General features: G+C 69.6%; 19 protein-coding genes, 2 tRNA genes and 1 pseudogene. 5 read left to right on the top strand and 17 right to left on the bottom strand.

Annotated elements, in window-relative coordinates; all coding sequences use genetic code 11:
* Positions 1–40 precede the first annotated feature (40 nt).
* The 7 genes from UA75_RS08205 to UA75_RS08175 form a co-directional block, all read right to left on the bottom strand.
* On the bottom strand, positions 41–895 hold the full coding sequence (locus UA75_RS08205) for an ABC transporter permease (protein WP_075739741.1): 855 nt from the start codon (positions 893–895) through the stop codon (positions 41–43).
* Between the two features lie 2 nt (positions 896–897).
* On the bottom strand, positions 898–1,734 hold the full coding sequence (locus tag UA75_RS08200) for an ABC transporter permease (protein ID WP_075739740.1): 837 nt from the start codon (positions 1,732–1,734) through the stop codon (positions 898–900).
* A gap of 2 nt (positions 1,735–1,736) precedes the next feature.
* Complete coding sequence (locus UA75_RS08195) at positions 1,737–2,663, bottom strand: ABC transporter ATP-binding protein (protein ID WP_075743549.1); 927 nt, start codon at positions 2,661–2,663, stop codon at positions 1,737–1,739.
* A 218-nt stretch (positions 2,664–2,881) separates the two neighbouring features.
* On the bottom strand, positions 2,882–3,292 hold the full coding sequence (gene ndk, locus UA75_RS08190) for a nucleoside-diphosphate kinase (RefSeq protein ID WP_075739739.1): 411 nt from the start codon (positions 3,290–3,292) through the stop codon (positions 2,882–2,884).
* A gap of 112 nt (positions 3,293–3,404) precedes the next feature.
* Entirely contained in the window at positions 3,405–3,893 is a 489-nt protein-coding gene (locus tag UA75_RS08185) for a DUF4233 domain-containing protein (RefSeq protein ID WP_083683021.1), read from the bottom strand.
* Positions 3,890–5,257 carry a bifunctional tetrahydrofolate synthase/dihydrofolate synthase gene (gene folC / locus UA75_RS08180; RefSeq protein ID WP_075739738.1) on the bottom strand — a complete coding sequence of 456 codons (1,368 nt, stop codon included), beginning with the start codon at positions 5,255–5,257 and terminating at the stop codon, positions 3,890–3,892. Before folC ends, UA75_RS08185 begins: the two co-directional genes overlap by 4 nt.
* Entirely contained in the window at positions 5,254–7,902 is a 2,649-nt protein-coding gene (locus UA75_RS08175; protein WP_075739737.1) for a valine--tRNA ligase, read from the bottom strand. The genes folC and UA75_RS08175 overlap by 4 nt, the downstream gene beginning before the upstream one ends.
* Before the next feature lie 198 nt (positions 7,903–8,100).
* Between UA75_RS08175 and UA75_RS08170 the strand changes: the two genes are divergently transcribed.
* Together UA75_RS08170 and UA75_RS08165 are read left to right on the top strand one after the other, a co-directional pair.
* Positions 8,101–9,105, top strand: coding sequence for a hypothetical protein (locus tag UA75_RS08170; RefSeq protein ID WP_157434059.1), 1,005 nt, complete (start codon positions 8,101–8,103; stop codon positions 9,103–9,105).
* A gap of 183 nt (positions 9,106–9,288) precedes the next feature.
* Positions 9,289–11,604 (top strand): FdhF/YdeP family oxidoreductase, encoded by a 2,316-nt coding sequence (locus UA75_RS08165; RefSeq protein ID WP_075739735.1) that lies wholly within the window; start codon positions 9,289–9,291, stop codon positions 11,602–11,604.
* Between the two features lie 68 nt (positions 11,605–11,672).
* On the opposite strand, the gene UA75_RS33750 is transcribed toward UA75_RS08165, so the two are convergent.
* Positions 11,673–11,819, bottom strand: a complete 147-nt coding sequence (locus UA75_RS33750) for an MFS transporter small subunit (protein WP_198043200.1) — start codon at positions 11,817–11,819, stop codon at positions 11,673–11,675.
* Positions 11,816–13,237 (bottom strand): OFA family MFS transporter, encoded by a 1,422-nt coding sequence (locus tag UA75_RS08160; RefSeq protein ID WP_075739734.1) that lies wholly within the window; start codon positions 13,235–13,237, stop codon positions 11,816–11,818. The genes UA75_RS33750 and UA75_RS08160 overlap by 4 nt, the downstream gene beginning before the upstream one ends.
* A gap of 421 nt (positions 13,238–13,658) precedes the next feature.
* On the opposite strand from UA75_RS08160, the gene fdhD reads away from it, so the two are divergent.
* Both fdhD and UA75_RS08150 read left to right on the top strand, forming a co-directional pair.
* A complete protein-coding gene (gene fdhD, locus UA75_RS08155) occupies positions 13,659–14,537 on the top strand; it encodes a formate dehydrogenase accessory sulfurtransferase FdhD (RefSeq protein ID WP_075739733.1) in 879 nt (292 codons plus the stop codon).
* A 112-nt stretch (positions 14,538–14,649) separates the two neighbouring features.
* A complete protein-coding gene (locus UA75_RS08150; RefSeq protein WP_075739732.1) occupies positions 14,650–15,558 on the top strand; it encodes an alpha/beta hydrolase in 909 nt (302 codons plus the stop codon).
* A 124-nt stretch (positions 15,559–15,682) separates the two neighbouring features.
* Here the strand turns inward: UA75_RS08150 and UA75_RS08145 are convergent, their stop codons facing one another.
* From UA75_RS08145 to UA75_RS08115, 7 genes are all read right to left on the bottom strand, one after another.
* Positions 15,683–16,288, bottom strand: a complete 606-nt coding sequence (locus tag UA75_RS08145; protein ID WP_075743547.1) for an RBBP9/YdeN family alpha/beta hydrolase — start codon at positions 16,286–16,288, stop codon at positions 15,683–15,685.
* A gap of 378 nt (positions 16,289–16,666) precedes the next feature.
* Positions 16,667–17,953 (bottom strand): acyl-CoA thioesterase/bile acid-CoA:amino acid N-acyltransferase family protein, encoded by a 1,287-nt coding sequence (locus UA75_RS08140; RefSeq protein ID WP_232251223.1) that lies wholly within the window; start codon positions 17,951–17,953, stop codon positions 16,667–16,669.
* 369 nt (positions 17,954–18,322) lie between these two features.
* Complete coding sequence (gene clpX / locus UA75_RS08135) at positions 18,323–19,603, bottom strand: ATP-dependent Clp protease ATP-binding subunit ClpX (protein WP_075739730.1); 1,281 nt, start codon at positions 19,601–19,603, stop codon at positions 18,323–18,325.
* 157 nt (positions 19,604–19,760) lie between these two features.
* A complete protein-coding gene (locus tag UA75_RS08130) occupies positions 19,761–20,387 on the bottom strand; it encodes an ATP-dependent Clp protease proteolytic subunit (RefSeq protein ID WP_075739729.1) in 627 nt (208 codons plus the stop codon).
* A gap of 46 nt (positions 20,388–20,433) precedes the next feature.
* Positions 20,434–21,033: an ATP-dependent Clp protease proteolytic subunit gene (locus UA75_RS08125; protein WP_075739728.1), complete on the bottom strand. Its 600-nt coding sequence runs from the start codon at positions 21,031–21,033 to the stop codon at positions 20,434–20,436.
* Positions 21,034–21,221: 188 nt separating this feature from the next.
* Positions 21,222–22,655 (bottom strand): trigger factor, encoded by a 1,434-nt coding sequence (gene tig, locus UA75_RS08120; protein ID WP_075739727.1) that lies wholly within the window; start codon positions 22,653–22,655, stop codon positions 21,222–21,224.
* 427 nt (positions 22,656–23,082) lie between these two features.
* Positions 23,083–23,159, bottom strand: a tRNA-Pro gene (locus tag UA75_RS08115).
* Positions 23,160–23,294: 135 nt separating this feature from the next.
* Here UA75_RS08115 and UA75_RS08110 point away from each other — a divergent pair.
* Positions 23,295–23,365 (top strand) — tRNA-Gly (locus UA75_RS08110).
* Here UA75_RS08110 and UA75_RS08105 read toward each other — a convergent pair.
* Positions 23,337–23,756: pseudogene (locus UA75_RS08105) on the bottom strand (tyrosine-type recombinase/integrase); the annotation flags it as partial. The gene UA75_RS08110 and the pseudogene UA75_RS08105 overlap by 29 nt on opposite strands.
* Between the last annotated feature and the right edge of the window lie 225 nt (positions 23,757–23,981).

Genomic DNA, 23,981 nt, shown 5'->3' with positions numbered 1-23,981 from the left:
GCGCGGCCGCCGGGGGCGCCCCCGCCACGCGACGACCGCGCTACTTCAGCAGCAGGCGCTCCAGCCGCCGCGTGGCGATGACGACGCCGATCCCGGCCATGACCACGAAGTACCCGACATGCCCGAGCAGGCCCCAGCTCACCGCACCCGTGGACAGGCCCCGCATGAGCTCCACACCATGGAACAGGGGCAGACACTGCACCAGCAGCTGCGCGGCCCTCGGGTAGACCTCCAGCGGAAAGAAAGTGGTGGAGAACAATGCCATCGGCAGGATGGCGAGCTGGACGAAGTCGAAGTCCTGCGTCGAGCGGATGAAGGTGGTCGCCGCCATCCCCACCGCGGCGAAGGCGAAGGAGACCAGCACGGCGGCGGGCAGTGCGAGGAGCGCCCACGGCGAGGTGATCAGGCCCATGCCCAGCATCACGCACAGGAAGCCCGCCGAGTAGACGCCGCCACGCAGCACCGCCCAGGTGATCTCGGCGATCGCGACGTCGAGCGGCCCCATCGGGGTGGCCAGCACCGCGTCGTAGAGCTTCGCATGCTTGAGCTTGAAGAAGATGTTGAAGGTGGCGTCGTACACCGCGCCGTTCATCGCCGAGACGGCCAGCAGGCCGGGCGCGATGAAGGCGGCGTAGTCGATCGGGGCGCCGCCGGGAGCGCTGAGCTGCCCGACCATCCCGCCGAAGGCGACGCCGAGCGAGAGCAGGTAGAACAGCGGCTCGAAGAAGCCGGACAGGATGGCCAGCCAGGCGCCCCGCCCGGCGAGCATGGACCGCTCGACCAGCCTGCTCGCCCGACCCGCGTACAGGCCGGGCGGGAAGATCCGCAGCAGCGGCCCCGCGACGTGCCGGGGCGGCGGTGCGCTCTGCTCGATCGTCGTCGGCTCGACGCTCATCCTCACACCACCAGCCGCTTGCGGAACATCCGGCAGGACAACACCGTGCCGACGAGGAACAGTCCGATCAGGTAGGTCAGGTGGCCCAGTGTGGGCAGCGGGGCCAGCGTGCCGAACGCCGCACCCCGGGCCAACTCCGTGCCATGCCAGAGCGGAGCGACCCAGGCGATCGGCTGCAGCGGCTCCGGCAGCCTGCTGATTGGGTAGAAGGTGCCCGCGAACAGCATCATCGGCAGCACGATGAATCGGAAGAGTGCGTTGAAGCCGTCGCCCTCGCCCTGCATCCTCGCGGCGACCGCCACGACCGGGGCGGCCAGCGCCATACCGGTGAGCACCGCGAACACCAGGGAGAGCAGCACGCCTACGCCGGCCACGGCACCGAGCAGGGCCGCGACGGCGAGGAAGGCCACGCCGGAGAAGGTGAGGCGCAGCATGATCCACAGCAGCTTCCCGCAGGCGATCTGCTCCGGGCTGATCGGCGTCGCGGTCACCGCCCAGAAGTTCTTCTGCCACTTGAAGCCGGACAGGACGGGATAGGTGGCCTCGCCCGCCGCGGTCTGCACGGCGCCGACCACGAGCATCGCGGGCGTCAGGTACACCAGGTAGTCCAGGCCGCGGGTGGCCTCGCTCGGCTCGACGAGCGCACCCATGCCCATGCCCATCGCCACCAGGAACAGCACCGGCAGCAGCACGCTGGAGATCAGCGTCGCGCGCCAGTTCAGCCGGTACCAGATCCACTGGCCCTCCAGGACCAGCAGGACCGAGGGGACGAAGCCCGATGCCCGGCCGGTGGAGGCTCTGGCCGTCGGCGGTGCGGCGTCCGAGGTTCGTGTCGTCATCGTCAGTCCACCAGCGTTCGTCCGGTCAGCCGGAGGAAGACGTCCTCCAGCGTGCTTCTGCGGACCAGACTCGACAGCGGCTCCACGTCGCGCCGGTGCACGGCGGCCAGCGACGCCTCGCCGTCGGCGGTGTAGAGCAGCACCCGGTCGGGCAGCACCTCGATGCGATCGGCGGTGTCGGCCACCAGGGGGGCGTACTGCTGCACCTCGCCGGGCGGGAACCGCAGTTCCAGGACCTCCCGGGTGCAGTAGTCCCTGATCAGCTCACGTGGTGAGCCCTCGGCGGCGATCCGGCCGCCGTCCATCACCACCAGCCGGTCGCAGAGCTGTTCGGCCTCGTCCATGTAGTGCGTGGTGATGATGAGCGTGACCCCGGCCTGCTTCAGCCGGAACAGTCGATCCCACAGCACGTGTCTGGCCTGCGGATCAAGCCCGGTCGTCGGCTCGTCCAACAACAGGACCTCGGGATCGTTGACCAGCGACCGTGCGATCGTGAGCCTGCGCTTCATCCCGCCGGACAGCGGTTCGACCTTGTCGGCGGCGCGGTCGGCAAGCTGGGCGAAGTCGAGCAGCTCCACGGCCTTCTCCCGCACGGCCGCGCGGGAGAGCCCGAAGTACCGGCCGTAGACCTGGAGGTTCTCCCGGACCGACAGTTCGAGGTCGAGGTTGTCCTGTTGGGGAACGACGCCGAGCCTGGCCCGGATCTTCGGGCCGTCGACGGCGGGGTCCATGCCGAGCACCCGCAGCTCGCCACCGGTGCGCGGGGAGACACAGGCGATCATCCGCATCGTCGAGGACTTGCCCGCGCCGTTGGGACCGAGGAAGCCGAAGGCCTCCCCGGCTCGCACGGCCACGTCGATCCCCCTGACGGCCTCGAAATCGCCGAACCGCTTGGTCAGGCCCTCCGCATGCACCAGGAAGCCGTTCATCGTCACGAGAGTGAAGGGTATGCCTCGACTCCGACAGAAGAAACCGAATTCGACGGTTCTCGGCCTGTGCGAAGGAGACGCGACGGCCGAACGACCGGTCGAACGGAGATCGACGGCGGAAGAGGGTCTGCCGGCCGACGGGCCTCGACCCGCCTGTGGAGCGGCATCGATGACGAACGGTCGATCGGCCCCGAGGTCAGGGCCGATCGACCCGGAGATCAGATGTTCGGGAACCAGAGCTTGATCTCGCGCTCGGCCGACTCCGGCGAGTCGGAGCCGTGGACCAGATTCGACTCCGTCTCCAGCGCGAGGTCGCCGCGCAGCGTGCCGGGGGTGGCCTTCTCGACCGGGTCGGTGCCGCCCGCGAGCTGCCGGAACGCCGGGATCGCCCTCGGGCCCTCGACGACCAGGGCCACCACGGGGCCGGAGGTGATGAAGTCGAGCAGCGATCCGAAGAACGGCTTGCCGTCGTGCTCGGCGTAGTGCTGCTCGGCGAGGTCACGGGTGACCACTCGCAGTTCGAGCGCGGCAAGGCGCAGGCCCTTGCGCTCGATGCGGGACACGACCTCGCCGACGAGGCCCCGTGCCACGCCGTCGGGCTTGACCAGGACCAGGGTGCGCTCGCTCACGGCCGCTCTCTCTCCTTGACGTCGGCCGACCGGGACGGTCGGCGTCGAGTGACGGCGGGTCTGCCGTCCGTTTCGCCTGAAAGCCTAGTCACGTACCGACGGGTGATCATCATCAGTCCGGCGGCGGCTGCTGGCTGGGCAGCCTGCCCTCGTCCATCCGGCGGGCGACGTCGAGCTTGAACCACACCAGCGCCGCCCACACCAGGGCGAACAGCACCCCGGGGATCAGTAGGAACGGCTCGACCAGCCCGGCGGCCAGCAGCAGGCCCTGGAGGCTGAGCGCCGCCGTCAGTCCCCAGCTGCGGCCCTGGACGCCCGAGGCGAGGAGCAGGAGCACGACGAGCACCAGGACGAAGGTCCAGCCGAGGCTGCCCGCCCCGTCGCCGAGGCGGCCGACGACCAGCAACGCGAGGGCGACGACGATCGCCTCCAGCACCAGCGCCCCCGCCAGCACACCGCGCAGCCCCTTCCAGGGGTCCACGGCGGGCGGCGGCACTGCCCCGGGCTGCTCGGCGGCGCCTTCGGTGGTCCCGGCCGCGCCTGCGGCCCGCTGCGCTGTGCCTGCCTGCACCGCATCGGGACCGGTCACGTCATCGCTCATTCCGGCTTCCTCCCGAAGAAGGCACGGGCCTCTCCTGCGGTCACGACGGATCCGGTGGCGACCACGCCCCGGCCCGCGGCTGGTTCGTCGGGGTCGTCGGTCTCGGCGGACATCCGCAGGGCCGTCTCCAGGGCCTCCCCCAGCGCCGGGGTCACCGTCACCCGCGACTCACCGAAGAGGCTGACCGCCAGCTCACCCAGTGCCTCGGCGGACAGCGCCCTCGGGGACGAGTTCTGGGTGACGACGAAGTGATCGACGACCGGCCCCAGCTCGGTGAGGATTCCGGCGGCGTCCTTGTCGCCGAGCACGCTCACCACGCCCACCAGCCGGTCGAAGGCGAACTCGGCGGCGATGGCCTCGCGCAGCGCCGTGGCGCCGTGTGGATTGTGCGCCGCGTCGACGAGGACGGTCGGCGCGGACCGGACCGGTTCGAGCCTGCCGGGGCTGTGCACTTCGGCGAACCCCTCCCGGATGACCTCGACGTCGAGCATCCGATCCTGACCCGCACCGAAGAACGCCTCCACCGAGGCGAGGGCTATCGCCGCGTTACGCGCCTGGTGGGCGCCGTGCAGCGGGAGGAAGACGTCCTCATACACCCCGCCGAGGCCTTGCAGCCGCAGCAGCTGGCCGCCGACGGCGACGGACCGCTCCAGGACGCCGAACTCCGCGTCCTCCCTCGCGACGGTCGCGCCCACCTCGATGCAGTGCTCCAACAGCACTCGGGTGACCTCGGGGGCCTGCGCGGCCAGCACCGCCGTCGAGTCGGGCTTGATGATGCCCGCCTTCTCCTTGGCGATGCCCAGGATGTCGCTGCCGAGGTACTCGACGTGGTCCAGCGCGATCGGGGTCACCACGCTCACCCTGCCGTTGACGACGTTGGTGGCGTCCCAGCCGCCGCCGAGGCCGACCTCGATCACGGCCGCCTCGACGGGCGCGTCGGCGAAGGCCGCGAACGCCATGCCCGCGAGCACCTCGAACTTCGTCATCCTGATGTCGCCTCGGCCGTCGACCATCGACACGTAGGGCTCGATGTCGCGGTAGACCTCGACATAGCGTTCCGGGGAGATCGGCGTGCCGTCCACGGCGATCCGCTCGGTCACCGACTGAAGGTGCGGGCTGGTGAAGCGACCGGTGCGCAGCCCGATCCGCCCCAGCAGCGCGTCGATCATCCGCACCGTGGAGGTCTTGCCGTTGGTGCCGCCGACGTGCACGACGGGGTAGGCGTGCTGGGGAGAGCCGAGCAGGTCGGTGAGGACGGCGATCCGATCCAGCGACGGCGCGACCGTCGACTCCTGCCAGCGGGTGTCGAGTTCCTCCTCGACCTCCCGCAACGGCTGCAAGGCGTCCGACTCCGCGCTGCTCATGCTCGCTCCCCCACCGCAGCGGGCAGGGCCGCGAGCCGCTCGGTGAGCCGATCGCGTTCCTCGACCGCCGCGTCCCGCCGCGCGGTGATCTTGGCGACCACCTCGGCGGGCGCCTTGCCGATGAACGCGGGATTGCCCAGCTTGCCCTCGCAGCCCGCCAGTTCCTTCTCCGCCACCGCCAGGTCCTTGGCCAGCCGCCTGCGTTCGGCGGCCACGTCGACGGTGCCGGAGGTGTCCAGCTCGATCTTCACCTCACCGGTCGGCAGCCCGACCTCGAAGGACACGGTGACCGAGTAGTCGTCACCGGGCTCGGCCAGCCGGGACAGGGCGCGGATCGCCGGGACGTGATCGGAGAGGTCCGCGCAGCAGGCGCCGCGCACGGCGCCGACCACCGGCTGATTGGGCTTCACCCCCTGATCGGCCCGGAAGCGACGGATCTCGGTGACCAGCCGCTTCAGCGAGTCGACGCGGCGGGCGGCCCGGTCGTCGGGCTCGTGGCCCGCGCGCACCGGCCAGGCGGCGACCACCAGCGACTCGCCGCCGGTGAGTTCCCGCCACAGGACCTCGGTCACGAACGGCATCACCGGGTGCAGCAGCCGCAGCAGGACGTCGAGCACGTGGCCGAGGACCGCTCTGGTCGCCTCGGCACGCTCGCCGCCCTCGGCGATCTGCACCTTGGCCAACTCGACGTACCAGTCGCAGAACTCGTCCCAGGTGAAGTGGTAGAGCGCCTCGGTGGACTTGGCGAACTGAAAGTCCTCCAACCGCTGGTCCACCTCGCCGACGAGTCGGTCCACCGAGTCGAGGATCCAGCGGTCGACGTCGGTGAGCTCCTCGCGCGGCGGCACCGGCCGCTCGACCGTGGCCCCGTTGATCAGCGCGTACCGGGTCGCGTTCCACAGCTTCGTGCCGAAGTTGCGGGACGCGCCCACCCACTCCTCGCTGACGGGGACGTCGACGCCGGGATTCGCGCCCCTGGCGAGGGTGAAGCGCAGGGCGTCCGCGCCGAACCGCTCGAGCCAGTCCAGCGGGTCCACCGTGTTGCCCGCCGACTTCGACATCTTCTTGCCGTGCTGGTCACGCACCATGCCGTGCAGCACGATGGTGCGAAACGGGGGCGTCCCGTCCATCGCGTAGAGGCCGAGCATCATCATCCGGACGACCCAGAAGAAGAGGATGTCGTAGCCGGTGACCAGGACCGACGTCGGGTAGAAACGGTCCAGCTCCGGGGTCTTCTCCGGCCAGCCCATCGTGGAGAACGGCCACAGGCCGGAGGAGAACCAGGTGTCCAGGACGTCCTCGTCCTGATGCCAGCCCGGTCCGCTCGGCGGCTCCTCGTCCGGGCCGACGCACACGGTCTCGCCGTCGGGGCCGTACCAGACGGGGATGCGGTGTCCCCACCAGAGCTGCCGGGAGATGCACCAGTCGTGCATGTCGTCGACCCAGTCGAAGTAGCGCTTGGCCATCTCCGGCGGGTGCACGGCGACCTCGCCGGAGCGGACGGCCTCGCCTGCCGCCTCGGCCAGCGGCGCCACCTTCACGAACCACTGGAGCGAGAGCCTCGGCTCGATCGGCTCCTTGGACCGCGAGCTGTGTCCGACGCTGTGCCGGTAGGGCCGCTGCTCGGCCACGATGCGGCCCTGCTCGCGCAGCGCCTCGCGGACGGCCTTGCGGGCCACGAAGCGGTCCAGACCGTCGAACTCGGTGTCCGTCCCGGTGATCCGGCCCTGCTCGTCCATCACGGAGAGCATCGGCAGGTCGTGACGCCTGCCGATCTCGAAGTCGTTCGGGTCGTGCGCCGGGGTGACCTTCACGGCGCCGGTGCCGAACTCGGGGTCGACGTGCGCATCGGCGATGACCGGGATGCGCCTGCCGGTGATCGGCAGCGTGATGAGGGTGCCGACGAGGTGGCGGTACCGCTCGTCGTCGGGGTGCACGGCCACGGCGGTGTCGCCCAGCATGGTCTCGACCCTGGTCGTGGCGACCACGATGGCGGCGTCGCCGTCGCCGTAGCGCATGGAGACGAGCTCTCCGTCGACCTCCTTGTGCTCCACCTCGACGTCGGAGAGCACCGACCGCAGCTCGGGAGACCAGTTGACCAGGCGTTCCGCCCGGTAGACGAGCCCCTCGTCGTGGAGGCGCTTGAAGATCGTCTGGACGGCGCGGCTGAGCCCCTCGTCCATGGTGAACCGCTCGCGACTCCAGTCGACCCCGTCGCCGAGCCTGCGCATCTGTCCCAGGATGGCGCCGCCGTGTCGTTCCTTCCACTGCCAGACCCGCTCGACGAAGGCCTCTCGACCCAGCTCGCGCCGGCTGGTGCCCTCGGCGAGGAGCTGCTTCTCGACCAGGGCGTGGACGGCGATGCTGGCATGATCCATGCCGGGCAGCCAGAGTGCCTCGTGACCCTGCATCCGGCGCCTGCGCGTCAGGACGTCCATCAGGGTGTGCTCGAAGGCGTGGCCGAGATGGAGACTGCCGGTCACGTTGGGCGGCGGGATCACGATCGAGAAGGGCGGCCGGTCGCTGTGCGGGTCCGCCGTGAAGTAACCGCGCTCTACCCACTGCTCGTACAGTCGAGGCTCCACCTCGGCGGGGTTCCACTTCGCGGGCAGGGTCGACTCCGGGCGGGCATGGGTCTGTGTCACCCGAAAAAGTCTACGGAGCGCAGTCGAGCCTGTTGAGGCGGTCCTCCACGCCGGCGCCGACGCCGTGCCGTTCGGGCCGCTGCGCGTCGGGACGAACCCCCGGTCGCCACCATTCCGGCACCGCCATTGAAGATCAAGAGCGTCGGTCTCGACTGTTATCTTGCGGACATTCGCTTGATCTTTTCAGAGGGGGACGTCGTGACAGAACAGCCGAGCAGGCCTGCGCCAGACGAGCCGTCGGGGGGTGAGACGCCGATGGCGGCGGGCGGGCACCACGGCCCGCCGAAACGCGGCGTGAAGATCGTCGTCACCCTGCTGGCCGTCACGACCGCCGTGGTGGGGGCCGTGCTCTACGGCCCGACGGCGCTGGACGCCATGCTGGCCGCCGACGAGCTCGATGACGCCACCGCCGCCACCGCGCAGCAGACCGAGGAGGCGGACGTCTCCTCGACGGCCTCGACGGTCCCGACGCCCGCGACCCCGCCGGTCCAGCAGGTCGATCTGAGCAGGCCCTATGAGCGCACGGCCGCGGCCGGCTGGGCGGAGGGCGAGGCGGGCATCGTGGGGGCGGAGGCCGTGCCCGTCGGCGATCACGACGCCGACGAGGTGGCGACCGCCGTCGAGGCGGTCCGCGAAGCACTGATCGCTGCCAGGCTGGACCCCCGATCGTTGACCGAGCACGATCCGGAGGGCTATCTCTCCCTGCTCGCGCCTGATCTCCAGACCGGCCTGCGCGAGACCTTCGCCGAGGACGACGTCGAGGCGGGGCTGTGGATCACCCGGATCGGCGAGGACCCGTTGCTGCCGGTGCCGCCCAGGGTGGACGGGGAGATGACCGTCGAACTGGACGAGGACGGCGAGATCCTGGTGCGCACCAACTATCTGTTCGCCTATGCCTTCGAGCCGCCTGCCGACCTCGCGGAGACCTCGGGCCTCACCAACACCGACCTGGTGGTCTTCAACCGCATCGAACAGGACTACTCCTATGTGACCGGGCAGGAATGGGCGGACACCTCACACGGGCTGTGGGCCGAGGAACTGGTGAGCTTCAGCTACGGGATGGCCTGCGACGTCGCCGATCGCGGCTTCCTGGCCCCCGGCTTCGCCGAGGAGAGCCCGGAGCTCGTCGCGATGCCCGACGAGACCGAGATCCAGGGCATGTTCGACGCCACGCAGCCCATGCCCACCGAGGGCAACTGCTAAGCGACGGCACGCCCGCGCCGCCCATGCCGTAGCCGGCCGCATCGCCTGCGCGCCGACCACGGCAGGCCTGACCGACCGGATCCCGCCGACTCCCCCTCCCGGCGGGTTCGGTGTCGAGGCCGTGGCGAGACAGGACGTCAAGACCCCTTTGTCCTCCCGCCCTGCTTGTCGCAGGATGTGAGAATGACTCGCGAGGCGCCTCGGCAGGACATCGACGAATCGGAGCTGGCCGTCTCCAAGCCGAAGGAGTGGGCGGCGGGCATTCCCGGCGTGCTGGTCTCCCTCGGCCGAGGCTTGGAGCAGATGGGCGCGGGACGCACCGTCAGCACACTGCGGCTGCTCAATCAACGCAAGGGCTTCGACTGCCCCGGCTGTGCCTGGCCGGAGGGCCAGGGCCATCGCAGTCTCGCCGAGTTCTGTGAGAACGGAGCGAAGGCGGTCGCCGAGGAGGCGACCCGCAGGCGCGTCGACGAGGCGTTCTTCGCCACCCACTCCGTCGCCGAGCTGGCCGAGCGCACCGACTACTGGCTGGGCAGCCAGGGCAGGCTGACGCACCCGATGGTCCTGAGACCCGGCGGGACGCACTACGAGCCGATCTCCTGGGCGGAGTCGTTCGAGCTGATCGCGGCCGAGCTGGGCGAGCTGGACTCCCCGGACCAGGCCGTCTTCTACACCTCCGGTCGCACCAGCAACGAGGCCGCCTTCCTGTACCAGCTGTTCGTCCGGTCCTTCGGCACGAACAACCTCCCGGACTGCTCGAACATGTGCCACGAGTCCTCCGGTTCCGCGTTGAACCAGACGCTCGGCATCGGCAAGGGATCGGTCAGCCTCGACGACGTCCACCACGCCGACCTGCTGCTGATCGTCGGGCAGAACCCCGGCACCAACCACCCTCGGATGCTCTCGGCGCTGGAGAAGGCCAAGCGCAACGGCGCGAAGATCGTGGCGGTGAACCCGTTGCCGGAGGCGGGGCTGCTCCGGTTCAAGAACCCGCAGAACATCCGGGGCGTGCTCGGCAAGGGCACCGACCTCGCCGACGAGTTCTGTCAGATCCGGCTCGGCGGAGACCTCGCCCTGTTCCAGGCCCTCGGTCACCTGCTGCTGGCTGCGGAGGAGGAGTCGCCCGGCACCGTCCTGGACGGCGACTTCATCCGGGAGCACAGTCACGGCTTCGCCGAGTACGCCGCCCACGTGCACGCCCTGGACTGGGCGCAGGTGGAGGAGGCGACCGGACTCGCCAGAAGTCAGATCGAGACGGTGGCCAGGATGCTGATCGCCTCCGAGCGGACGATCGTCTGCTGGGCGATGGGCATCACCCAGCACCGGCATTCGGTCGCGACGATCCGCGAGATGGTCAACGTGCTGCTGCTGCGAGGCATGATCGGCCGCCCCGGCGCAGGCGTCTGCCCCGTCCGAGGTCATTCCAACGTGCAGGGCGACCGAACCATGGGGATCTGGGAGAAGCCGCCCGAGTCCTTCCTCGACGCGCTGGAACGCGAGTTCGCGCTGCCGATGCCGCGCGAGCACGGCTTCGACACGGTCGCGGCGCTGCAGGCGATGCGGGGCAGGGCGGCGGACGATCGCGGGCTGGTGTTCTTCGCGCTCGGCGGGAACTTCGTCTCCGCCAGCCCGGACACCGAGGTCACCGAGGCCGCGCTGCGGTCGTGCTCGCTGACGGTGCAGGTGTCCACCAAGCTCAATCGCTCGCACGTGGTGCACGGGCGGACGGCGCTGATCCTGCCGACGCTGGGCCGGACCGAGGTCGACGTTCAGCACACCGGGGAGCAGTTCGTCACCGTCGAGGACTCGATGTCTGCGGTGCACGCCTCCCGAGGCAGGCTGGAGCCGGCGAGCGAGACCCTGCACTCCGAGGTGTCCATCGTGGCCAGGCTGGCCCGAGCGGTCCTCGGCGCGGAGCACTCGATTCCCTGGGAGGACTTCGAGCGGGACTACGACGCGATCCGCGATCGAATCGCGCGGGTGGTTCCCGGCTGCGAGGACTACAACGAGAAGGTCCGCAGGCCCGACGGTTTCGTCCTGCCGAATCCGCCTCGGGACTCGCGATCGTTCCCGACGGCGACGGGGCGGGCGAACTTCACCGCGAACCGGCTGGAGGTGCTGCGGGTACCGGCGGGCAGGCTGCTTCTTCAGACGCTGCGCAGCCACGATCAGTACAACACGACGATCTACGGTCTCGACGATCGTTATCGCGGAGTCAAGAACGCCCGGCGGGTCGTCTTCGTCAATCCGGCCGACTGCGAGCAGCTCGGGGTGCAGGACGGCCAACTGGTCGACGTGATCAGCGAGTGGCGGGTGGGTGATCGGGTCGAGGAGCGCCGCGCGGCGGGCTTCCGGGTGGTGGCGTATCCGACCGCGCGCGGCTGCGCGGCGGCCTATTACCCGGAGGCCAATCCGCTGGTTCCGCTGGACTCGGTGGCGGAGGAGTCCAACACTCCGACGTCGAAGTCGATCGTCGTCCGGTTGGAGCAGGCGGGCTGACGCCCGATTCGGACCTGCTCGGACGTCGGACCGGCCTCGGCGGCACGCCGAGTGCCGGTCCGGGTGCGTCAGCCGACGAAGAGCCTGGTCACGGTGCGGACGAGCTCCGCAAGCCCGTAGGCGAAGGGCAGCCCGACCCACAGCCAGGCGAAGGTCATCAGCCCGATCCGGCGACGGGCCGGGGTTCCCTCGGGCAGCGCGTCCTCGGCGCTCATCGGGTGGCTCCCTTCTCGGACTTCGCCGTCTGCTCAGGCTTCGCCGTCTTCTCGGCCTTCTCTGACTTCTCGACGGGGGCCGGATCGCCCTCGGCAGGCTCGTGGTGTCGAGAGTCCACCGGGCGGATCAGCTCGTTGGCGACGAAGCCGATCAGGAGCAGCCCGATCATGACGAACAGGGACAGGGTGTAGAGATCGGCGCCCGTACGGCCCGCCGCCTCCTGCGAGTCGGCGACGGCGTTGACGATCAACGGTCCCAGCACGCCCGCCACCGACCAGGCCGTCAGCAGCCTGCCGTGGATCGCCCCGACCTGGTAGGTCCCGAACAGGTCCTTGAGGTAGGCCGGGACGGTGGCGAACCCGCCGCCGTAGAAGGACAGGATGCCCATCGCGGCGAGCACGAAGACCGGCGTGGACAGGCTGCCTGCCAGGGCGATCACCAGGTAGAGCAGGGCGCCCGCCCCGAGGTAGACGCGATAGACGTTCTTGCGACCGATCACGTCGGAGGTCGAGGACCAGATGAAGCGGCCCGCCATGTTGGTCAGTGACAGCAGCGCGACGAAGCCTGCCGCCGCGCCCGCCGCCACCGGCGTCGCGGTGTCGGCGAAGAAGTCGATGATCATCGGCGCGGCCTTCTCCAGAATGCCGATGCCCGCCGTCACGTTGAGACACAACACCACCCAGAGGCACCAGAACTGCGGGGTGCGCACGGCGTTGCGGGCGGACACGTTCGCGGTAGTGATCATCCGTCGCGCCGTGGCCGCCGTGCGGGGCGGGCCAGGTGGCCGCCAGTCGGCTGCGGGAACCCGGATCAACAGCACGCCGAGAGACATGAACGCGGCATAGGCGAGACCGTGGACGACGAGCGTCGTGGCGATGCCCGAAGAGTCAGCGCCGAAGCTGTCGAGCATCCAGGACGACCAGGGCGCGGCGATCAACGCGCCGCCGCCGAAGCCCATGATGGCGATGCCGGTGGCCATGCCAGGCCGGTCTGGGAACCATTTGATCAACGTCGAGACCGGCGAGATGTAGCCGATGCCGAGACCGACGCCGCCGATGCCGCCGTAGCCGAGCACCACCAGCCAGAACTGCCCGGTGGCCACGCCCAGCGCGGCGACGAGGAAGCCGGTGGAGAAGCAGACCAGTGAGACGAACATCGCCCACCGTGGTCCGTTGCGCTCGACGAAGGTGCCGCCGAATGCGGCCGAGAGCCCGAGCATGACGATGCCGAGTTGGAAGGGCAGCGCGCTCTGAGTTCCCGACAGGTCCATCGCGGACTCCAACGGGGGTTTGAACACGCTCCACGCGTAGGCCTGCCCGATGGCCAGGTGCACGGACAACGCCGCAGGCGGGACGAGCCATCGACTCCACCCCGGCGCGGCGACGATCCTCGACCGATCGAGCAGACCCTGAGACATCGCCACTCCAAGCACGCGACTAACACCGGAACGGGTGAAGGGACGCTACCTCGGGTGACCCCGATCTTTCGACCATCCGGCCGATCGAATTCTCAGCCCCACTACGGACACCGGTCGGACCCGCCGAGATGCTTCCGGTGCATCAGATCCACTACCAGTACTTTTGCCCACAGCGTGGTTGCGTCTACCCCGACGCACGGCGGCAGACCTCCAGGAATCCGACACGCGGACGATCTGCGGCCGAGGAAAGTCCCCGCCCGCCGACCGTCCGCTCATCCCTTCGAGTGACCACTCGAACAAGCGACACAACCGCAGCTTGGCCACGTACCGCAACGACGATGGCGGTTGGTCGTGCCAGGTACCGTCGGGTGATCAGGGCCCCGACTCGGGACCCCGTCCCGAACCCGACGGAGGCACGCAGATGGGACGAGTGACCGTGCGCAGGCAGGTGCTGCGTGTCACGGCGACGGGAGCCAGGACCCGTCCGGACTCGCTGGCGGCCGAGGAACCGCTCGAGACTCGGGTGAACGGCCGCCCTCTCGCGGTGACGATGCGCACACCCGGCAGCGACGTCGAACTCGCCCATGGCTTCCTGCTCACCGAGGGCGTCATCGCACATCGTGAGGACGTCTCGATCGCCCGGTACTGCGACGGTGTCGACGACGAGGGACGCAACACCTACAACGTCCTGGACATCGCGCTCGCCGAGGGAGTCCCGCCGCCGGAGACCGGCGTCGAGCGGAATTTCTACACCACGTCCTCCTGCGGGGTCTGCGGTAAGGCCGCCCTCGACGCGGTCCGGCTGAGCACCCGGTTCTCCCCCGCCGCCGACGAGGCGCGGGTGAGCGTCGACACTCTGACGCGACTGCCGGTCGCCCTGCGCGAGGCACAGCGGGTCTTCGACGCGACCGGCGGCCTGCACGCCGCAGGCCTGTTCACCGGGGACGGCAGGCTGCTCGCCGCCCGCGAGGACGTCGGCAGGCACAACGCCGTGGACAAGGTGCTCGGCTGGGCGCTGTTGGACGGCCGCGTCCCGCTGACGGGCTGCGTGCTCATGGTGTCGGGGCGGGCGTCGTTCGAACTCGTGCAGAAGGCGGCGATGGCGGGGGTTCCCGTGCTGGCCGCCGTGTCCGCACCGTCGTCACTGGCGGTCGACCTCGCCGAGGAACAGGGCATGACCCTGATCGGCTTCCTCCGAGGGGACTCGATGAACGTCTACGTCGGTCGGGAACGGGTGACCACCGCCCACGACACGGACGCGGACCGCGCGGAATCACCCGCCACGCCCTCCTCCAGGTGAATTCACTCCGACGTCACTCGCCTAAACGTGAGCAGCGGTGGCCGACCCGGCACGGCTCGACGACGGTGGGTCTGAACCTGCTCCCAGACCCTGACGTCGAGGAGGCCCTTCCATGGCACCAGACCCCACTGTCGACTCGGCGCGCGATCCAGGCAGGCGCCGTTTCCTGACCATGATCGCGGGACTGTCCGGGCTCGGCGCGGTCGCGGTGGCCACCGGCGGGGCGCTGACACAGGGCACGGCGCACCCGGCCACCGGCATGGCGGGCGGCATGTCCCTCGGGGAGTTGCTCAGCGGCGGCATGTCGCGTGCGGTGGTCCGCCGCGAACAGGTGTGGTCGGAGGCACGCGGCCGGAACGTCGGTCTGGTCACCCTCATCCCCGCCGGGTCGTACGCCCGTCGACTCCCGGTCTGTGTGGTGCTGCACGGCAGGACCGGCAACTCCGAGGAGGTCACCGCCGCACCGATGCCCGACACGCTCGACGCCACGATCTCGGCAGGCGGCACCCCGTTCGCCGTGATGGCCGTGGACGGCGGCGACGACTACTGGCATGAGCACACCAAGGGCGACGACTCGATGGGGATGCTGCTGCGTGAGGTGCCGGTCTGGGCGGCGGCACGGGGACTCGGCATGCCGGAGGCGGCGGTAGGCGTCTCGATGGGTGGTTTCGGCGCCCTGTTGTACGCGCGCAGGCGGCGGGAACAGGGCAGGCCGCTGCGGGCGGTCGGGGCGATCGCCCCGGCGTTGATCCTCAGCTGGGACGAGATGAGCCAGCGCAACGCCTTCCACGACGAGGCGGACTGGGCGAGCATGGACCCGCTGCGCAACATCCCTGCCCTCGGCAACGTCCCGGTGGGCATCTGGTGCGGTACCGAGGACGGCTTCATCGAGGGAGCCCGGCAGTTCATCGAGAAGGCCCGCCCCGAGGTCGCGGAGCTGAGCCCCGGCGGCCACACTCGCGCCTTCTTCGACTCCTCCGTCCCACCCGCGCTGGCCTTCGTCGGGCGCCGACTCCGCTGACCTCCATCACCGCACCCGCAGACGCCCCAGGCCGCCACACCGCCGGGGCAGGCATCGGACCGACCGACGTCAGGGGCAGTACTCGCCGCCCGCCGGATCTCGTCGTCGAGTCGCCGTCGGAGGCTCAGCGCGGCGGGTCTCGGCGGGCGGTGTTCAGGTCCGCCGCCCCCGGGTCCATCAGCCAGTCCAACACCTGCGGCCACGGCCCGAAGCCGGACTCAGGGTCCAGATGCCGCCCGCCGGGCACCACGTCGACCTCCACCCCCAGCGTCCGGCCCAGGATGGTGGTCTCCGCGACGCCGCCCCACGGGTCGTCGACGCCCGCGACCAGGCGCGTGACTCCCGCCGCCCGGCGCAGGCTCCACCCGTCCACCGGTGGATACGGCATCCCGCTCAGATCGGGGTGACGCCAGCGACGACCGGGCGGGGCCACCAGCAGCACGCGATCCGCCCGCCTGCCTCGCCCGCCGAGCACGGCAGCATGATGCATCCAGGTCAAGGCCCCGCAACAGTGCGCGACCACCACGAGCTCGGTGGCACGGGGGACGCGGGCGACTCGCGCCTGCACCACGGGCAGCCAGTCGGCCAGCATCGGCGTGTCCGCTGCAGGCAGGCGCGGGAAGTCGACGTCCCAGCCATGCTTGTAGGCACGGGGCGCCAGCCACAGCTGCCAGTGATCCGGCGTGGGCGTACGCCAGCCGTGCAGCAGGAGCACCTGTCGATCCGACATCTCCGCCTCCGTCTCAACAGCTCTCCGGACTGCCCGCACGACCGACCGTGCCGCCGTCGGCCTGCCGCCGGGCGCACCGCTCGCAGGCAGGCAGGACACCGATCCTCCGTGTCGCGGCACCAGGAGGTCCCGACTGGACTCTTCCCGGCCGGCCACGCCGCCGCTCGACGGAGCAACCGCGAACCGGCACGCTCCGGCCAGACCGGCCAGACCACCAAGGCCGCCTGTGCACGGCCGAGATCGTGCCCCCACCCGCCGCAGTGATCAGCGGCGACGCGGCGACGCCGCCGACCGCAGGCAGACGCCGAGCCGACGTCGGAGCACGCGCTCTCCCCCCGGATGTGCCCGAGGAGATCTCGCTCCCCCACCTGGCCGCGATCAGGCCAGCCGCCGGGCGAGGAAGGAAAGGGTCGCGTCCCATGACTCCTGCTGGGCGAGCGCGATCCCCTCGGCGGAGCCGCCCGCCATCAGGGTCTCGCTCCATGCTGCGGTGGTCGGCACCAGAGGCGGACGCAGGAAGTGCCCCGCGTCGGGGAAGGTCCGGGTCTCGTCCTGATGAGCGATGCCGTGCACGCCGCGTCGAGCCACCATCGCGCGAGCCATCTGATCGGCGGGCCAGAGCTGGTCGTCCTCTCCGCAGAGCAGGAGCAGCGGGGCGTCGATCCGCTCCACCGGGATGGTCGCGCGGTCCACCTCCGCGAGATTGCGCAGCCCTGCGGCGTAGGACGAGCGCAGGTGCAGCGCAGTCGGGCGGGGATGGCGGGCGACCCGATGTCGGATGGCCTGCCCGAGCAGTTCGGGAAGCAGCCTGCCTGCCCGGACCCGCACCCACGGCAGCGGCCTGCCTCGATGAGTCCACGAGGACGTGCGGGCAGGCGGCCCGCCCGCGGCAGCGGCCTGCCACACGACGGAACTCGGGGACACCAGCGCGATGGCGCGAATCGGATGGTGATCGAGATAGGCCAGCGCGGCGAGGGCACCCACACAGCCCGCCGAGGAGGCGAACACGCCGATCCGATCGGCGTCGACCCTGGGATGGGCCGCCAACCAGCCGAGAGCGTCGGTGATCGTCTCGATCGGCACCTCGGTGAACCCCGGCTGCGTTCGCTCGTCACTCAGGTAGTCCACGACGACCGCCACATAGCCGCGCGACGCGAGCAGGGCCGCTCTGGGCAGCATCGCCGCGCCGCCGGTGAACCCCGGCACGATGAGCACCCCTGGGCCGCGCCCGGAACCCGCCGGAGTGAAGACGCTGATGGTGCTGCCCGGCACGTCATGGTCCTGCCGTTCCACCCCAGCGGCGGCCCACCGCCGCACCACCGTCGCGACCGCGGTCTCCGCGCCTGCCTGCGCGGTCACGCGGCAGGTGAGCGAGTCGGGTGCGGCGCTGAAGTCGACGGGCGCCCGCCCCGGCGCGGCGAAGCGCATCGACCACCACGGACCTGCGGGGTCGATGCCCTGATACGTGCCGGTCAGCGGCTCGTGCGTACCGAGGTCGACCAGTCCGGAGACATCGGCGCCATAAGTGTTGAGCGAGGTCCAGGCATGGCCTGCCGCATCGGTGATCCGCAGCTCCAGCTTGACCCCGACGTGTGAGGCAGCGCGCACCCGGACGACAGGCGGCCGGTCCGCCATGCCGTCGAGCGGATCGATCTCCAACTCCATCGACTGCACCGACCTCCCTCGCCCCGCAGGATCGATCTCGTCGTCCCGGCGGCCTGCGGCGCGACGGACGGCACCCGGCGAGCAGCGCCGAAGATCACGCGGCGGCTGGACCTGCACGGCGAACCGCACCGAGAGTCACTTCGTCGGCTGGAGCCACGCAGGCGACCCTGCTCCCTCAGTCGAGCTCCGAGGCAGCGCCTCGCCTCACCCGAGAGCCTCGCAGGCTTCGGCCGCCTCGGCACACCGGCACGACGCGGATCCGACTCCCGGCCCGCCGTGGCAGGTTCACCACGACGGGCCGGGATTGAGCGAATCGACGTCGTCCTCGAGGCAGCGATCGACGTGCGTTGGCGGCGAGGCCCGCCGACGTCAGGCCGACTTCTCGCGGCGCTCCCGCCGAGAGGCCTGGCGGGCCACGATGGTGGGGTTCACGTTCTCTCGCACCGTCTGCTCGGTGATGACGACCTTGGCGACGTCGCTGCGGCTGGGGATGTCGTACATCACCGACTGCAGCACCTCCTCCATGATCGCCCGCAAACCACGTGCGCCGGTGCCTCGGAGGATCGCCTGGTCCGCGATCGCCTCCATCGCCTTCTTGGTGAACTCCAACTCGACGCCGTCGATGTCGAAGAGCTTCTGATACTGCTTGACCAGCGCGTTACGCGGCTCGGTCAGGATCTGTACCAGTGATTCCTTGTCCAGGTTGGTGACGCCTGCGACCACCGGCAGTCGACCGATGAACTCGGGGATGAGGCCGAACTTGATCAGGTCTTCCGGCATGACGTCGGTGAAGAAGTCCATCGCGTCGATCTCGGCCTTCGACCGGATCTCCGCGCCGAAGCCCAGCCCGCGCTTGCCGACGCGGTCCTGGATGATCTTCTCCAGGCCTGCGAACGCGCCCGCCACGATGAACAGCACGTTCGTCGTGTCGATCTGGATGAACTCCTGGTGCGGATGCTTGCGTCCGCCCTGCGGCGGGACGCTCGCAGTGGTGCCCTCGAGGATCTTCAACAGGGCCTGCTGCACACCCTCGCCGGAGACGTCCCTGGTGATCGACGGGTTCTCGCTCTTACGAGCGATCTTGTCGACCTCGTCGATGTAGATGATGCCCGTCTCGGCACGCTTGACGTCGTAGTCCGCCGCCTGGATCAGCTTCAGCAGGATGTTCTCGACGTCCTCGCCGACGTACCCCGCCTCGGTCAACGCCGTGGCGTCCGCGATCGCGAAGGGGACGTTGAGGAGCTTGGCGAGGGTCTGCGCGAGATAGGTCTTGCCGCAGCCGGTGGGCCCGAGCATCAAGATGTTGGACTTGGCGAGTTCGACGTTCTCCTCGCGGCTGTCCTTGGCTCGATCGCCCGCCTGGATGCGCTTGTAGTGGTTGTAGACGGCCACCGCGAGCGACCGCTTGGCGCCGCCCTGACCGATCACGTACTGATCGAGGAAATCGTGGATCTCGGCGGGCTTGGGCAGCTCGTCGAGCTTGACGTCGCCCGCCTCGGCGAGCTCCTCCTCGATGATCTCGTTGCAGAGGTCGATGCACTCATCGCAGATGTACACACCGGGGCCCGCGATGAGCTTCTTCACCTGCTTCTGACTCTTCCCACAGAACGAGCACTTGAGCAGGTCGCCGCCGTCACCGATACGTGCCATGACCGCTGACCTCTGTCCCCTCTGGCTCACCCGGACTCGGTGTGCCTGGCCGTGTACGTCATCGACGGTACCTTGCCTGCCCCCGGTCTTCGGGTGGGCAAGCCTCTCCCGTCGCCGCCGAGTGTGTCGGGACGTCCGACACACTCGGCGTGTCGGGTCAGTTCTGCGAGAGCTTCCGGTACGGAATCACCTCGTCGACAAGACCATATTCCAACGCCTCTTGAGCCGTCAGGATCTTGTCGCGCTCGACGTCTTCCCGGACCTGCTCTGCCGAGCGGTTCGTGTGCCGGGCGAGCGTGGCCTCCATCTGGGTCCGCACCCGCTGGATCTCGTTCGCTTGGATCTCCAGGTCCGACACCTGACCATAGACGCCTTCGATCGCGGGCTGATGGATCAGCACCCGCGCGTTGGGCAGGATCAGACGCTTGCCCGCGGTGCCCGCCGCCAGGATCACGGCGGCGGCCGAGGCCGCCTGGCCGAGGCAGGCCGTCTTGATGTCGGGCCGAACGAACTGCATCGTGTCATAGATCGCCATCAGCGAGGTGAAGGAGCCGCCGGGCGAGTTGATGTACATCGTGATCTCGCGGTCCGGGTCGTCCGACTCCAGGCACAGCAGCTGTGCCATCACGTCGTTCGCCGAGACGTCGTCGACCTGCGAGCCGACGAAGATGATCCGCTCCTCGAACAGCTTGCTGTAGGGGTTGGACTCCTTGACCCCGTAGCTGGTGCGCTCGATGAAGGACGGCAGTACGTAACGAGACTGTGGACGGTGAAGCTCGTTCATCGTGGTGACTCCTAGAGATCGGCCTGGATCAACACGGCGGCCGGGATCAGCGCCGACTCGTGCCCTTGGGGTTGGGCAGCTGGTTGGTACGGCTGACCACATGATCGACGAAGCCGTACTCCTTGGCCTCCTCGGCCGTGAACCAGCGGTCGCGGTCGGAGTCGGCGGTGATCCGCTCGACCGTCTGACCGGTGTGCTCGGCGATGAGCTCGGCCATCTCCTTCTTGTCCTTGATCCACACCTCGGCCTGGATGGCGATGTCGGAGGCGGTGCCGCCGATGCCGGACGACGGCTGGTGCATCATCACCCTGGCGTGCGGGAGGGCGTATCGCTTGCCGGGTGCGCCCGCCGACAACAGGAACTGCCCCATCGATGCGGCGAAGCCCATCGCCACGGTCGACACGTCGGGCTCGATGAGCTGCATGGTGTCGAAGATGGCCATACCCGCGAAGACCGAGCCACCCGGTGAGTTGATGTACAGCCTGATGTCGGCCTCGGGGTCCTCGGCCTCGAGCAGGAGGAGCTGGGCGCAGATCTGGTTCGCGATGTTCTCCTCGACCTGAGAGCCCAGGACGATGATCCGTTCACGAAGCAGGCGCTCGTAGACCGAGTCGTTCAAGTTGAGACCGCTGCTGCTCGAACGCATCTCGGGGGTGGGGATGGGTGGGTGCTGCGTCACGTCTGCCTGCCTTCTCCAACCAGTGATGGGCGGTTCTCGTCCACATCGGCAGCGCTACCGATGTTCCGCCGTCGGTCATCCGGATTACTCAATCGACAGTAACGAACACGGGCGGCGCTGCCTTCCCAGCACCGCCCGTGTTCGCCCAGAGCGTTCTACTTCTCCGCAGCGGCACCCGCTGCATCGGACTTGCCCGTCGTCTCGGCTTCGTCGTTCTCCACCACCGCGTCGCCCTCGATGACCGCACCGGGCGCGGCCTCCGGCTCCTCGGCGGTGCCGAACAGCTCGTCGAGGTCCAGGGTGTTGCCGGAGGCGTCGGTGACCGTGGCCTGCCGGACGACGCCCGCCAGGGCCTTGCCCCGTCGCACGTCGGCGTAGATGGCACCGAGCTGGTTGGACTGCTGGGCCCGCTGCACGTACTCGTCGGGGCTGATGCCGAAGCGCTGCGCCTGGTAGACGATGCGCTGCGTCAGCTCGTTGTCGGAGACGGCGACCTGCTCGGCGTCGGCGATGGTGTCGAGCACGAGCTGCGTGCGCACCGCCTTCTCCGCCTCGGCCTTCGTCTCGGCGTCGAAGCCCTCCAGGGTCTTGTCCTGCTGCTCCAGCCACTCGGCGAACCGCGCCTCGTCGTGGTCGAACGGGTGGATCGCGTCGTGCTTGCGCACCTCGATCTCCGCCTCGACGACCTTCTCCGGCAGCGGGACCTCGGTGGTCTCCAGCAGCACCTCGAGGACCTTGTCGCGGGCCTCCATGCCCTGCTGCATCCGCTTGACGCGGCCGATGCGCTCGCGCAGGTCGCCCTTCAGCTCCTCGAGGGTGTCGAACTCGCTGGCCATCTGGGCGAACTCGTCGTCGGCCTCCGGCAGCTCGCGCACCTTCACGGAGGTGGGCTTGACCTGGACCTCGGCCTCGCGGCCCGCGTGTTCCCCGGCGACGAGCGTGGTGGTGAACGTCTTGGTCTCGTCCTGCGAGGCGCCGATCAGGGCGTCGTCGATGCCCTCCACCAGCTGGCCGGAGCCGATCTCGTAGGAGAGGCCCTCGGTGCGGGCGTCCTCGACCTCGACGCCGTCGACCGTGGCCGACAGGTCGACGACCACGAAGTCGCCCGCCTCGATCGGCCGGTCGACGCCGGTGAGGGTGCCGAAGCGCGCACGCAGCTCGTCGAGCTGGGTGTCGATGTCGGAGTCCTCCACGGCCACGTCGTCGACGGAGACGGCGAGCTCGCCGAAGGCCGGGATGGTGATGTCCGGCCGGACGTCGACCTCGGCGCTGAAGGCGAGCACGTCACCATCGTCGATCTTGGTGACCTCGATCTCCGGCCTGCCGAGGGTGCGCACCTCGCCGCTGTTGACGGCTTCCATGTACTTCGCGGGGATGGCCTCGTTGACGACCTCGTCGAGCACGACGCCTCGTCCGAGCCTGCTCTCCAGCACTCGGGAGGGGGCCTTGCCCGGCCGGAAGCCCGGAATACGGACCTGCGAGGCGAGCTTGCGGTAGGCACGGTCGAAGTCGGGCTTGAGCTCGTCGAACGGCACCTCGACGTCGATCCGTACCCGCGTCGGGCTGAGCTGCTCGACGGTGCTCTTCACGTGATCTCCTTGGGACGTTGCGATCTTGGCTGGCCTGACGTCGCCCGCCACCGGCTTCCTGGGGACAAGAACCGCGGGAGCGCCCTGGCCTGCACATAGTGCTGGTCAACGCCGGGAAGCCAGCCGTGGACTGTTGAGTGCCCCGGTGAACACGGGGTCGGACTGGCTCACAGGGCGCCGCCTGTCGGCGCGATTCTAGGCGAAGTCGCCGAGGGCCCGACCGATGGGGATGCTCGCGAGCGCCACACCTCGCGTTCGGGCGCCACGCCGAGACCGTTCATGACCCGCGCCGCCCGTCCGGTGTCACGGAGGCGTGCGACGACTGCGGCCGGGCCGTCGACTCCTCCGGCCACACCGAGAATGTGGGACATCACGAGGCCCCGCCTCGGCCGGTTCCCGTGACCTCCGGGTCCCACCTGCTCACACATGGTCGGGCTGACAGGATTTGAACCTGCGACCCTCCGCTCCCAAAGCGGATGCGCTACCAAGCTGCGCTACAGCCCGTCGCGCAGATCCTAGCGCACAGCCGAGGCGACCGAGACCGCGTGATCCACCCGGCCGCTGATCGAGATCCGACCCCGTCATCGAAGGCCCTCGGCGGCACGCTAGACTTCGATCGCAGCGCCGTCAGGCGCACTTGCGGGCGTAGCTCAATGGTAGAGCCCCAGTCTTCCAAACTGGCTACGCGGGTTCGATTCCCGTCGCCCGCTCAAGTGGTTCTACCGGTGGAAACGGCGCCTGCTCCCGGTCTCGGGAGGGGCGCCGTCGTCGTTCCGTGCAACTAACGTGCAATTGGCCGTCGTCGTCGCGCCGGACCAGGTCGTTGAGGCGTTGGGCGATGGCGCGGCCCCGCTCGGTCGTGGCGTGCTGGTAGATCAGCACGGCCCACATGGAGCCGTGGCCCTTCCGGTGCATCAGCTCGCGGGTGCGGGCTCCGGCCGTGGCGGCGAGGTGTTTGCCGGTGTGGCGCAGGTCGTGGAAATGGAAGCCGCTCGGCAGGCCTGCGGCGACCACGGTGCGGGTCCAGGCGGTGGCGCGGTGGAAGTTGCCCCGGCGTAGCGGGCCGTCCCGGTCGCCGGTGAAGACCAGGCCCTCCGTGCCGTCTTCGGCGTACTCGGCGCTGTGCTCGCGGGGTCAACGGGCCGTTCCTGGGTCGCCTCCGGGCCGCCGTGGGGCCGTGGGAGACCGCCAACAACGAGAAACGACGCTGACCGACGGGAGAAATCTCCCGCTGGTCAGCGCTGTTCCAGAGCCTGTGCTCAGGCAGCCTGCTTGGTCTCCCAGGAGATCTTGTCGATCTGGTGGTGGGATTACCAAGTCGCGAGC

The organism is Actinoalloteichus sp. GBA129-24, from assembly GCF_001941645.1.
Classification (GTDB): domain Bacteria; phylum Actinomycetota; class Actinomycetes; order Mycobacteriales; family Pseudonocardiaceae; genus Actinoalloteichus_A; species Actinoalloteichus_A fjordicus.
This window is presented reverse-complemented; position numbering and strand designations above follow the sequence as displayed.

What these genes read in the sequence shown, in the direction of transcription:
- UA75_RS08140 (WP_232251223.1), bottom strand. Translation starts at nt 17,953, where the DNA reads ATGGAGTTGGAGATCGATCCGCTCGACGGCATGGCGGACCGGCCGCCT.
- UA75_RS08165 (WP_075739735.1), top strand. Translation starts at nt 9,289, where the DNA reads ATGACTCGCGAGGCGCCTCGGCAGGACATCGACGAATCGGAGCTGGCC.
- UA75_RS08125 (WP_075739728.1), bottom strand. Translation starts at nt 21,033, where the DNA reads ATGCGTTCGAGCAGCAGCGGTCTCAACTTGAACGACTCGGTCTACGAG.
- clpX (WP_075739730.1), bottom strand. Translation starts at nt 19,603, where the DNA reads ATGGCACGTATCGGTGACGGCGGCGACCTGCTCAAGTGCTCGTTCTGT.
- UA75_RS33750 (WP_198043200.1), bottom strand. Translation starts at nt 11,819, where the DNA reads ATGAGCGCCGAGGACGCGCTGCCCGAGGGAACCCCGGCCCGTCGCCGG.
- fdhD (WP_075739733.1), top strand. Translation starts at nt 13,659, where the DNA reads ATGGGACGAGTGACCGTGCGCAGGCAGGTGCTGCGTGTCACGGCGACG.
- folC (WP_075739738.1), bottom strand. Translation starts at nt 5,257, where the DNA reads ATGAGCAGCGCGGAGTCGGACGCCTTGCAGCCGTTGCGGGAGGTCGAG.
- UA75_RS08130 (WP_075739729.1), bottom strand. Translation starts at nt 20,387, where the DNA reads ATGAACGAGCTTCACCGTCCACAGTCTCGTTACGTACTGCCGTCCTTC.
- UA75_RS08205 (WP_075739741.1), bottom strand. Translation starts at nt 895, where the DNA reads ATGAGCGTCGAGCCGACGACGATCGAGCAGAGCGCACCGCCGCCCCGG.
- UA75_RS08195 (WP_075743549.1), bottom strand. Translation starts at nt 2,663, where the DNA reads ATGAACGGCTTCCTGGTGCATGCGGAGGGCCTGACCAAGCGGTTCGGC.
- UA75_RS08185 (WP_083683021.1), bottom strand. Translation starts at nt 3,893, where the DNA reads ATGAGCGATGACGTGACCGGTCCCGATGCGGTGCAGGCAGGCACAGCG.
- UA75_RS08160 (WP_075739734.1), bottom strand. Translation starts at nt 13,237, where the DNA reads ATGTCTCAGGGTCTGCTCGATCGGTCGAGGATCGTCGCCGCGCCGGGG.
- UA75_RS08200 (WP_075739740.1), bottom strand. Translation starts at nt 1,734, where the DNA reads ATGACGACACGAACCTCGGACGCCGCACCGCCGACGGCCAGAGCCTCC.
- UA75_RS08145 (WP_075743547.1), bottom strand. Translation starts at nt 16,288, where the DNA reads ATGTCGGATCGACAGGTGCTCCTGCTGCACGGCTGGCGTACGCCCACG.
- UA75_RS08150 (WP_075739732.1), top strand. Translation starts at nt 14,650, where the DNA reads ATGGCACCAGACCCCACTGTCGACTCGGCGCGCGATCCAGGCAGGCGC.